This window comes from Anabaena sp. FACHB-1391 (genome assembly GCF_014696755.1).
Classification (GTDB): domain Bacteria; phylum Cyanobacteriota; class Cyanobacteriia; order Cyanobacteriales; family Nostocaceae; genus Dolichospermum; species Dolichospermum planctonicum.
The window spans coordinates 1-11,841 of the sequence record NZ_JACJQS010000063.1 but is presented as its reverse complement, the minus strand read 5'-3'; the positions used below and the strand labels follow the sequence as shown (position 1 = coordinate 11,841).

Below are 11,841 nucleotides of genomic sequence, written 5' to 3'. Positions count from 1 at the left end.
GATTTACTGTTTCTCAAATGCCTTTTTTCACTTTATATGTTTGTTTTGATGCTCTCTTTAATTTTTTCTCTACGTAATTTACCTCTGTGACAGTTTGGGGTGCGGAATGTGGGATTTAAATACACCCGGAGCATTACAACCAGGTCCTATCACTGCTAACAACTATGGAGTCAAGTTGTCTTTACAAGGTAATGGCGACAATACACTGCCCGTAGGGATTTACAGAATTAGAGTCAAAGTTAATCTCACAGCTGAGTAAACCTCCGCTGTGTTTTCCCACCTTTTCAGTCTCAAGCAGAATCTCCCATTGAGACCTTTTTATATACCGTTGCATAGCTGAAATTTTTTCAAGCAACCTCTTTACTTTTCATCACATTCACAGGAAATAAACAATATGGCTGTTATTTACTCTAATGATTTTCAAACTGCCGCAGGAGCAGCTTGGTCAAATCAGACTCTTAGTACCACACCCACAGGCGGACGGAAGTTTCTAGGTGAATTTAGTAGTAATACCGTTAGCTTGAACCTAAATACTCAGGCTAATAGTACAGTTACCTTGGAATTTGACCTATTTATTCTCAAAAGTTGGGATGGTAATGCCACATCTGGTGGTCCAGATAACTTTAAAGTGGATATTGCCGGGGGACAAACCCTGCTCAATGCCACTTTTAGCAATCAAACCGTTGGGCAGAGTTATGGTAATGGTCCTGCACGCACAGGAGCAATAGAAAATAATACTCTTGGATATGTCCTCAATGGGTGGGGAGATTCAGTTTACCGACTCCAATATACTTTCCAAGCCCCAAGTAATAACCTGACAATCAATTTTACTGGTTATGGACTTGAAGGGATTGCTGATGAAAGTTGGGGTTTAGATAATGTCAAGGTCTCCTCTAACTCCAGTCCTACAGACCTATCAATTAACACCAACACCATTGCAGAAAATGCACTCAGTGGTACAGTAGTCGGTAATTTACTCACAACTGACCTAAATACAGGGGACACCTTTACCTACAGTTTAGTATCAGGTACAGGTGCAACAGATAACAGTTTATTCACCATTACTGGAAATGAACTGAAAACCAACAGTGTATTTAACTTTGAAACCGAAAGCAGTTACAGCATTAGAGTTAGAACCACAGACCAAGATGGGTTATTCGTTGAAAAACAATTAACCATTACCGTCACCAACGTTAATGATGATGTTCAATCCTCCACCAGCTACACATTAAACTCCAGCCAACTAGACCTGATTTTAACAGGAAACGGGAACATTAACGGCACTGGAAACAGCCTCAATAATACCATCTTCAGTAACAGTGGTAATAATCTTCTCGATGGCCGCGCGGGTGCTGATAGCCTTGTTGGTAATGCTGGTAATGATACTTTGATGGGTGGTCTTGGTGCTGATACCATGACCGGGGGAACTGGTAATGATTGGTACTGGGTAGATAATGCTGGTGACATTGTAATAGAACTTGCCAATGAAGGTACAGATAAGGTTTTCACCACTATCAGTTACACACTCACCGACAATGTAGAAGACCTGGCTTTACAAGAAATAGCCACCAATATTAATGGTACAGGTAATGGCTTGAATAATACCATTACAGATAATACCAAAGATAACGTTCTCGACGGTGGTGCTGGTAATGATATTATCAGAGCCTCTGGGGGGAATGATACCTTAACTGGTGGTTTAGGTACAGATACTTTAACCGGAGGGTTAGGTAATGATAGGTTTGTTTATACTAACTTAACCCATTCCTTGTTAGCTGGAATTGATACCATCAAGGATTTTAACAATAGTACAGAGACTGACCGTTTTGTAGTTAGCACTGCCCGGTCTGTGTTTAATACTGTGAGTGGAGTTACCGGACTCAATGCCACTGCCATTGGTAACGCATTAACTACTAGTAACTTTGGTGCTGATGCGGCTGCATTATTTACCATAGGCTCAAAGAGCTATGTAGCTATTAATGATAGCACTGCTGGTTTTAGTGCTACCAATGATGCCATTGTGGAAATCACGGGATATAAGGGTACTTTATCTACTAGTAGCTTTGTGACTGTTTAAGCTAGGTAGCGGTAAAATTGCCTCAGATACCTGACTTCTTTAAGAAGTCGGGTATTTTGTTGGTAAAATAGTCCCGTAGCTTTCACAGTTAGGGTGAGGGTAGGGTAAAATAGTAAAATGGCAGACGCTGCTTTTATAGTTTCTAAAATAACTATCACCAAAATATATGACAACCAACCCACCAACTCTCACTTATACCCTGGAAGAAATCTTGTCTCGTCTGGATCAAAAGATCGAGAAGCAATTTACCGAAGTCAATCAAAAAATAGATCGGCAATTTACTGAAGTTAACCAAAAAATAGATCGGCAATTTACTGAAGTTAACCAAAAAATGGATCGACAATTTGCCGAAGTCAATCAAAAGTTTGTTGAAGTAAACCAAAAGTTTGCTGAAGTTAACCAAAAACTAGAAAATATTGATAGTAGACTAAATAAACTAGAAATTGGCCAGGCAGAACTATCAGGGGAAATTAAAACCTTAGATAAGAAACTATCAGGGGAAATTAAAACCTTAGACGAGAAACTATCAGGGGAAATTAAAACCCTAGAGGAAAAAGTTATTGGTATTGATAAAAGACTAGATAACCAAGAATTTATTAATCGTGGAGTTCTAGTAGCAGTGATTATAGCCTTAATTAGTGGAGTAGTCAAACTATTTGGTTTGTTTCCCACTGGTAAAATTTGAAAATTACAGCATTTTTAGCTTGAGTGAGGTACATCATTGGCGGGCAAGATGCCCGCACCACAAGGGTTTAATCATTAATTAATATCTGTAATATCTGTACTTTATAATAGCGGTAAATGCTGTATCATTGTCTATAAAACTCAGTTTCAATCATGGAAAATATGAAAAGAAAAATTGCGAAAATTCTGCCCTTACTCTGTTGCTTTACCCTGGGTTTTACCCCTATGGTAGCCTACGGTCAATTATCTGTTTCTCCTTTAACAATTCAACGCAAAGCAGAATCAGGACAAGCTAGGGGAGTGATTAACATTTCTAATAATTCTAATAAACCCTATCGAGCTAGAGTTTCCTTGTCACCCTTCACTTATAATCAGGAAGGACTGCAAGTTTTACAATCTAGTCCCAATGACTTAACACCCTATTTAACCTTTTCTCCCCGTGAATTAGTCATTGCACCAGGACAACAACGTTCAATTCGTTTTAATGCTAGGTTACTTCCTAGTTTACCCCCGGGAGAATATAGAGCTATGTTCTCTGTAGAAGAACTTCAGGATAATAGTTCTACTCAAGCAAATCAGGTTTCTGTAGCTGTCAATATAGCAGCAACGATATATGTGATTAATGGTGATTTTGTTCCCAAATTAGGAGTAGAAAAGGCATTTTACGATGGACAGAAAAAGCAGATTAGATTATTAGTTAATAATACAGGTGAAGCCACAACCCGCGCTAAAACTGAATGGAATTTAAGTCAAGATGGCAAAACAGTTAATTCTGGTAAAGTAGAAGAAACTACTATCATTGCTAAAGGTGAACGGTATATTCAAATATCCTATCCCCCCCAAGGAAAAACCTTGACACCTGGTAATTACCAACTCTCAGGAAAACTATCCTGGAATGCTAAAAATGCAGAAAATTTACCCTTTAATCTCAATTTAACTGTGTCTCCAGCAGATATCAATCCCGGAAAAAAACCTCCACAATAAATTGTCTGTAATTGTATATAGTATGTTTGCAGAGGAATCAATTAATTCCTATTACCATTTAGCGTCAAGTTACACAAGTTACAATTTTTCTGCTCCCATTTCTCAAGTTAATGATGCTTCTATTGCCCCTCAAGCAGCAGTAAAATCATCACCATTTGTTATCTTACCAATAGGAATTAATATTGGTAAACGCAATGTTTTACAATCTGCCTCCGTTAAAGGTTATGAAGACGGAGAAAAAGCTGTTGATTTTCCTAATTGGTTAATTCCTTTTCAGGATATAATTACAGCCTTAAATTTGACCGTTAGTACCTTACCGAATGGAGAATTAGAAATAAAAGGAGTGGGTTTAATCAAACGTATTAAACTCAATCAATTAACTTCAGATCCAGAATTAGGTTTAGCTATATCTATCGCACAAATTGAAGAGTTATTGCAAGTTAAATCTCAATTTGATATTGCAGCTTATTCTATCATACTAGAACCACCTTGGTTAAATTTGAAAGGCAGAAAAAATCGCCAAAAAGAATCACAAGTAATTATAGAAGGTTTACCTATTGTTAAAAGTCCTAATTTTACCTTCTCAACTATGGGGCAAAAAGTTAATATTAGTAGTAGAGAAAATAGCAAAGAATTAACTAATCAAGGTAATTTAAATCTTGTGGGTACAGTATTGAAAGGAAGTTGGTTTTCTCAAATTAATCAACCTAATTTATTGGACAGTACCACCTGGAAACTAGAAGAAGGACAATATTTAAACCGCAGTGATTTTCATGATTATGTAATTGGTTCTCAACCTACTTTTTGGACAGGTGAAACTAGGGGTGATTATTGGGGTTTGACAACCATTAAAAGATTTGGATTTAAAGCCGACAATCTCAATAATAGCGCATTTACTCCCTCTCAAGGCTTACAAACTTCTACAATTAATCGCATTATTGAAGGAGCAGCAAAACCGGGAACTTTGGTGCAATTAGTTTCTGGAAATGATAATCTTATTTTTGGAGAAATATTAGTTGATTCTTCAGGAATTTACCGTTTTGATAACGTTCCTATTAATGGTGAAAATTATCGAGTTTTACTTTATGCTAATGGACAATTAGCAAGTACACCCATAGAGAAAAAACCAATATTTCTGAATTTACCTGGACAATTAACTAAAGGAACATCAAGCTTAATTGTATCTGGTGGTATGAACAGAGAAACGAGAAATAATGACTTTTTTGGCAACTTAAATAATGTTCGTGGAGGTATTGCTTATCGTCATGGAGTTATAGATTCTTTAACATTAGGAGCAGGAATCATTCATGATCAAAGTTTATTAGGATTAGGTGAGGTATTTTATCAACCTAATAATTTTCCTTTCCAATTGGCTATATCTGCTTTAAAAGTACCAGATAAATTCAAATATAATGCTAATCTAGAATTTAAACCATCTTCTCGGTTAAATCTGAATTTATCCAGTAATGAACAGTTTCAAAGTTTTAATTTGAATTGGAATACGGCTAAATTTTTAAGTGTTACTAGTAGTGGTAGTAATCTCAATGGTATTATGAATTTAGGATTAAATGTCAATCAGAATATTGGTAAAATATCTACTTATTCAACTCTGAAAATTGATAATAAAGGACAATTAGACTGGAATTGTAACCTGCGTTGGCGTAATTTAGCCGCTAGAGCTAGTCCCACTGGTATCGGCTTAGAATTAAATTATGAAGGTTCTATTTTTAGTTTTTTCAAACTCCCTGAAAAGGAAAATTTAATTTTAAGTTATGAAACCAGCAATTCTAGCAATAAATATAATAATTTATTAACATTAAAATGGAAATATCAATCACCCTATATTAATCAACGTCGTCTCTGGGATTTTGATATCGGTTATGGTATCGGTTCTCAAGGTAGTGGTTTATTAGCTTCTGTTTCTACTTTTTTTATTCCCGGTTTATCTCTGCGTTTGCGTTATGATGGAATTTCTATGACATCAGATACAGCCTCTTATCGGCTGGAAATTGGTTCAGCAGTTAATTTCAGTCCTAATTTAAGATTTGGAGACTCTCAATTTGAACGTTTACGCAGTGAGGGTGGTATATTTATTCAACCTTTTTTAGATAAGAATAATAACGGTATTAGAGATCAGAATGAAGAGATTTATACTCAGGATATGGAACTACTATTGATACTGAATAATAAAAAATTTAGTCCTAGTTTAGCAACTATTACAAAACAAGGTGTTTTATTGAAAGTTCCTCCGGGTATTTACCGTCTTGATTTAGATCCTGCTGGATATCCTCTAGACTGGAAACCGGTTCAACCTGCTTATGCTGTGAAAATAGTTGCAGGTAGTTATACAACTATTCCAGTTCCTTTTGTTGCTTCTTATACTATAGCAGGAACTGTAAAAGATGCTGAAGGAAAACCCCTTGTTGGTGCTAAAGTTGAAGCTATTGATAATACTAAATCATCAGTTGCATCTATTACAAATAGTGCTGGTATTTTCTATTTGGAACAGTTGCGACAAGGAACTTATGAGTTAAAAGTTAATAACAAATCTGTTGAACCGTATAGAATTACAATTAATTCAGATTCTCCTACTTTGCAAGAATTAAATTTAAAATTACCTGGGAGGATGTTTTGAAAGTTGCTAGGACTTACGCAAGTGTCACACCAAAATTAGGTGACAGGGAACAGGGAACAGGTGACAGGGAACAGGTGACAGGGGACAGGGGACAGGGGACAGGGGACAGGGGACAGGGGACAGGGGACAGGGGACAGGGGACAGGGGACAGGGGACAGGGGACAGGTGACAGGGGACAGGGGACAGGGGACAGGGGACAGGTGACAGGTGATAAGATGCAAAAAACCGCGAAAAATTTGCTTTTCAGGTATTGACAAAGGATTTTAAAAATGTTATTATCATCTTGATAAGGAAGAACTATCTTAAATAATTTAAAAGCACCATTGGTAAAGACTTTAAATATAGCATAGCGATAGCGAAGCGCTGCTGCAAGCAGTTCGCCATATAATATATTAACGCACCATTTTAAATCATAATCAGAAAATCCCCGAGCAGAAAGAAGGAAGAAGAAATGATTTTAGTTGAAAGACATATCATTAAACAATCTCACCAACATTGGAAAGAGATTGATCAACTATCTTTCCTCTCAAAAAATTTATACAATGTAGCTAATTACATTTGTCGTCAGCACTTCTTTGACACTGGTAAGAAATATAGTCTCCCTGACCTTTATCATTTAGTTAAAGATTATGTAGACTACCGTGCTTTACCTACTAAAGTCAGTAAGCAAATTATCAAAGGACTAGTATCTACTTGGACTGGGTATTTTGAGGCTCATAAAGAATGGAAGAAGAATCCTTCTAAGTTCTTAGGAAAACCTAGAATACCTGGTTACAAAGATAAAGCTAAGGGACGTAATGTAGTTATCTACTATCATGAGTCAGTTTACAAAGCTGAATTGAAGAAGGGAATCTGTCACTTATCAATGAGTGATATTAAGATTCCAACTCAGGTAGATAATGTGGTTGAAGTGCGTTTAGTACCTCGCCCCACTTGCTATGTTGTTGAAATTGTATATGGGAAGCAGGAAGAAGAGCTATCTACCAGTGATTATGTAGCGGGTATTGACATTGGTTTAACTAATTTAGTAGCGTTAACTTCAAATCAACCAGGATTCAAACCTTTGCTGATTAATGGACGACCACTTAAATCAGTAAACCAGTTCTATAACAAAACCAAAGCTAAGTTACAAGCTCAATTAGGTGATCAACGCAAGACTAGTAAGTCGATTCAATTGATGACTGCTTATAGAAACAACTACGTTGACAATTATCTACACAATACAAGTAGAACGATTGTTAATCTACTTAAGGCTTGTGATCTTGGTACGTTAGTTATTGGTAAGAATGATAACTGGAAACAGAAGATCAATATAGGTAAAAAGAATAATCAGTCATTTACACAGATTCCCCATGCAAGATTAATTGACCAACTAACTTATAAATGTCAATTAGCAGGAATCAAAGTTGTAGTAACTGAAGAATCTTATACCTCAAAATGCAGTGCTTTAGACCTAGAACCTATAGAAAAACACTCCTCTTATCTTGGTAAGAGAGTAAAGCGTGGTCTATTCAAATCTGCTAAAGGAATCCTCCTAAATGCAGATTGCAATGGGGCAGCTAATATTGTCAGAAAAGTATTCCCAAATGCTTTTGCAAATGGGATAGGGAGTGTCGCCGTTACACCAATAAAGGTTATGCCTTTATAAAGTGTCATTTTGAACAGATGGAGATTTGTTTAGTTTAACACGAACGGTTAGGTTACCTGATATAAATTCCTATAACTGACTAATGAGTAAAACAATTGTTGTTAAAATCGGCACTTCTAGCTTAACCCAACCGGAAACAGGACAATTAGCCCTTTCTACTATTGCTACTTTAGCAGAAACTCTCTGTGATTTGAGACAACAGGGACACCGAGTAATTTTAGTTTCTTCTGGTGCTGTTGGGGTAGGTTGTGGGCGCTTAGGTTTAATGGAGCGTCCCAAAACTATCGCTTTAAAACAGGCTGTAGCGGCTGTCGGACAAGGCAGATTAATACGTATATATGATGATTTATTTAGTATAATACAACAGCCGATTGCCCAAGTATTATTAACGAGAGCAGATTTGGTACATCGTAGCCGCTATCTTAATGCTAACAACACTTTTCAAGAATTACTAAATTTAGGAGTAATTCCGATAGTCAATGAAAATGATACAGTAGCCGTAGAAGAATTAAAATTTGGTGATAATGATACCCTGTCCGCATTAGTAGCTAGTTTAGTAGAAGCAGATTGGTTATTTTTATTAACGGATGTTGATAGATTATACTCTGCCGATCCGCGTTCTGTACCCGATGCTAAACCTATTAGCTTGGTTAGTAGTATGCAAGAACTGACAGATTTACAGATTCAAACCAGTGGCCAGGGATCTGGGTGGGGAACAGGAGGGATGATGACTAAAATTTCTGCGGCCAGAATTGCGATCGCTGCGGGTATCCGCACAGTCATTACCCAGGGGCGGTTTCCCCGGAATATTGCCAAAATTATGCAAGGGGAACTGATAGGAACACATTTTATACCTCAACCAGAACCAACCTCAGCCCGAAAACGTTGGATAGCTTACGGATTAATTCCCAGTGGTAAATTATACTTAGATTCAGGAGCGATCGCTGCTATTACGAAAGGGGGAAAATCTCTATTAGCAGCGGGAATTAAAGCCCTAGAAGGAGAATTTGACAATCAAGCCGCAGTACAATTATGCGATAGTCATGGCTATGAAATTGCTAGAGGATTAGTGAATTATAATAGTCAGGAATTAGAGCAAATTTGCGGCCGACATTCACGGGACATTCCAGAAATTTTAGGTTATGCAGGGGTGGATACCGTGATCCACCGAGATAATTTAGTTTTGATTTAAGAATGTCCTTTAGCAGATTAAAAGTAGTTTATCGAACCACAGTCCCTTTTTTCCGTTCTATATCTCTAATATCTTGTGAATCTACTGCGTTTAATCCCAATTTTTGATAATTCTGTTTCTAGCTGGGGTTTAGAAGCCCGATTATTACGCTGGTTAACATTAATGTGGATGTTTATTGGCTTAATTATGCTTTTTTCTGCTTCCTATCCCGTTGCGGATGATCGTCAAGGTGACGGTTTATATTATTTCAAACGTCAAATTCTTTGGGCTATAGTTGGTTTAATTATTTTCAATATCATTGTCAATCTACCATTACGAAAAATTTTGGGTGTTTCCCATTGGTTTTTGATATTTTTCCTGCTGTTAATTTTTATGACATTAATTCCAGGATTAGGAAAAAAAGCCTTTGATGCTGCTAGGTGGATAGCTATTGGACCGATTCCTATCCAACCATCAGAATTAATTAAACCATTTTTAGTTTTACAAAGTGCAACACTTTTTGGTCAGTGGGAAAAACTCACTTGGGGAATTCGTTTGTCTTGGTTGGGTGTTTTTTGTCTTGTGCTTTTAGGAATTTTAGCCCAACCCAATTTAAGTACAACTGCACTTTGTGGGATGACAATTTGGTTTATTGCTTTAGCATCAGGAATACCATATAAATACCTGGGAGGAACAGCTTTAGGTGGTGTGCTATTAGCATTAATCAGCATTAGCATCAAGGAATATCAACGCAAACGTATTATGTCTTTTATGAATCCTTGGGCTGATGCTACCGGAGATGGTTATCAGTTAGTACAAAGTTTATTGGCTGTGGGTTCGGGTCAAACTTGGGGATCTGGATTTGGACTTTCTCAACAAAAGTTATTCTATTTACCAATTCAAGATACTGATTTTATCTTTGCAATTTTTTCGGAAGAATTTGGTTTTGTTGGCGGTATTTTATTATTACTAATGTTAGCCATATTTGCGACTTTAGGCTTAATTATCGCCCTCAAATCCAAAAATCTGATCTCCCAATTAGTCGCAATTGGTGTGGTATTTGTCATGGTTGGACAATCATTATTACATATTGGTGTAACTACAGGTGCGTTACCAACTACAGGTTTACCCTTACCTATGTTTAGTTATGGTGGTAATTCTATGATTGCTAGTTTACTATCTTCTGCATTATTAATTCGAGTAGCTAGGGAAGGTAGTGAAGCTGAAGTAGTTCCTTTACGAAAAACACAACGGGAAAATCGATCAAGAAAAGGACTATTTTAAGTTTATTAATGTTGGGTTTGTTAGATTCCTGATTTATTAAAAAAGTCGGGGATCTGACTTGGAAAACATCCTCTCAAGTTGTTGGTTATTTATTAGTTATTTTCTATGATTTTAATTTCCTCTGGTGTTAAGTTATAAAGTTGATAAACTAGTTGATTTATTTCTGTTTCTAATGCGGTTGTATCTGCTTGTGGATCTGATTTTTTAGCGGTGAGAATTTGATTAACTATTTTAATCAGAGGAAATTGATCTTTTCTTGAAAGTGGATAAAAGGGTAATATTCCTAAATGAAATGCTTTTACCTCTGCTAAAGCTTCTCCCCTTTCTGGATTCATACTAGTGTAAACAAAATCAACTAATTTTGAGTTTAAGATACTTAGCAGATATTTAAGAGCAAAAATATCAGACTTTTCATCTTTTTTAAGAATAATATGAACGTTGTTCCGTATGATAAATCCAGAGGAAATCAAAGTTCCAATTATTTGATCACTAGTCTGTCTGAAAATTAGTTTTTCTTTGGCTTGAAATATTGATTCTTCCCTGGGTGCTGCGAGCCATTGACCATAGCTTATCCAGAAATTTTCATTCCATAAAATCACATATTTATGAAAATAACGTCCACCTATTAATGGCTGAAAATTATCATTTAATTTAGTTTCAGCAGTATAAGGTTTTTCATCTAATATTTTTTTGGTCTGTGGTGGATAACCTTTACCAACTTCGTAAGGTTTAACACCATTTTTGATTTCAAAGTAATCTTTTACTAAGAAAGAGCATGATTGAATTTTATCTAATAACAATATTTGCTTTTCATCAAGTGAAAAATTAAAAAATCGCTGTTTTAATAAAGTATTTTTTGATAGAACATTGACACGCTCAATTATATTTCTATTTCTCAGTTTTATATTTACATTATATTCTGCTAATTGATTTTTTTGGATAAAAATAATATCACAGTCTACCGTCGCTTCATCAAAGATTTTTGTTTTAAATTCATCTATACCCAAAAAATAAAACTCACTCATTAAACTTTGTCTAAACTGCTGTGCTACATCAAGTAATTTCCAAGTATTAGGTACTATATAACATAGGTATCCATGAGGTTTTAAAATATCCTTTAAACCTAATAAGCAGAATGTAAAATAGCTGTCTTTCAGGGAATTATTTATACCTAGATAATTATATTTATTAATCAATAAGACTAATTCTGATTTGGAAGGAAATAACCCATAAGGAGGATTTCCCATAACCACATCAAAACCAACAAAAACACCATCATTATTTAACACTTCAGGAAACTCAAAGCGCCATTCTAAAGCATTTTCATACATTCTACCATTTTCTATTTCCTCAATTTC

The 11,841-nt window shown here is 35.9% G+C and carries 9 protein-coding genes; 8 read left to right on the top strand and 1 reads right to left on the bottom strand.

The features are described 5' to 3' along the window. Positions 1–106: 106 nt before the first annotated feature. The 8 genes from H6F62_RS19750 (at position 107) to H6F62_RS19715 (ending at position 10,483) form a co-directional block, all read left to right on the top strand. Entirely contained in the window at positions 107–259 is a 153-nt protein-coding gene (locus tag H6F62_RS19750) for a hypothetical protein (protein ID WP_190372781.1), read from the top strand. Between the two features lie 135 nt (positions 260–394). After that, positions 395–2,077 (top strand): bluetail domain-containing putative surface protein, encoded by a 1,683-nt coding sequence (locus H6F62_RS19745; protein ID WP_190372780.1) that lies wholly within the window; start codon positions 395–397, stop codon positions 2,075–2,077. Between the two features lie 166 nt (positions 2,078–2,243). After that, positions 2,244–2,762 (top strand): DUF4164 domain-containing protein, encoded by a 519-nt coding sequence (locus tag H6F62_RS19740; RefSeq protein ID WP_190372779.1) that lies wholly within the window; start codon positions 2,244–2,246, stop codon positions 2,760–2,762. Positions 2,763–2,923: 161 nt separating this feature from the next. Next, positions 2,924–3,745, top strand: a complete 822-nt coding sequence (locus H6F62_RS19735) for a P pilus assembly protein, chaperone PapD (RefSeq protein WP_190372778.1) — start codon at positions 2,924–2,926, stop codon at positions 3,743–3,745. 22 nt (positions 3,746–3,767) lie between these two features. Continuing rightward, positions 3,768–6,380 (top strand): carboxypeptidase-like regulatory domain-containing protein, encoded by a 2,613-nt coding sequence (locus H6F62_RS19730; protein WP_190372777.1) that lies wholly within the window; start codon positions 3,768–3,770, stop codon positions 6,378–6,380. Between the two features lie 451 nt (positions 6,381–6,831). Then, on the top strand, positions 6,832–8,028 hold the full coding sequence (locus tag H6F62_RS19725) for an RNA-guided endonuclease TnpB family protein (RefSeq protein ID WP_137909577.1): 1,197 nt from the start codon (positions 6,832–6,834) through the stop codon (positions 8,026–8,028). 82 nt (positions 8,029–8,110) lie between these two features. Next, positions 8,111–9,220, top strand: coding sequence for a glutamate 5-kinase (proB, locus tag H6F62_RS19720; RefSeq protein ID WP_137909576.1), 1,110 nt, complete (start codon positions 8,111–8,113; stop codon positions 9,218–9,220). A gap of 75 nt (positions 9,221–9,295) precedes the next feature. Beyond that, positions 9,296–10,483, top strand: a complete 1,188-nt coding sequence (locus H6F62_RS19715; RefSeq protein ID WP_137909575.1) for an FtsW/RodA/SpoVE family cell cycle protein — start codon at positions 9,296–9,298, stop codon at positions 10,481–10,483. Between the two features lie 92 nt (positions 10,484–10,575). On the opposite strand, the gene H6F62_RS19710 is transcribed toward H6F62_RS19715, so the two are convergent. Further along, positions 10,576–11,841 (bottom strand): TaqI-like C-terminal specificity domain-containing protein (locus tag H6F62_RS19710; protein ID WP_190372776.1); only part of this gene is annotated, 1,266 nt, incomplete at its 5' end.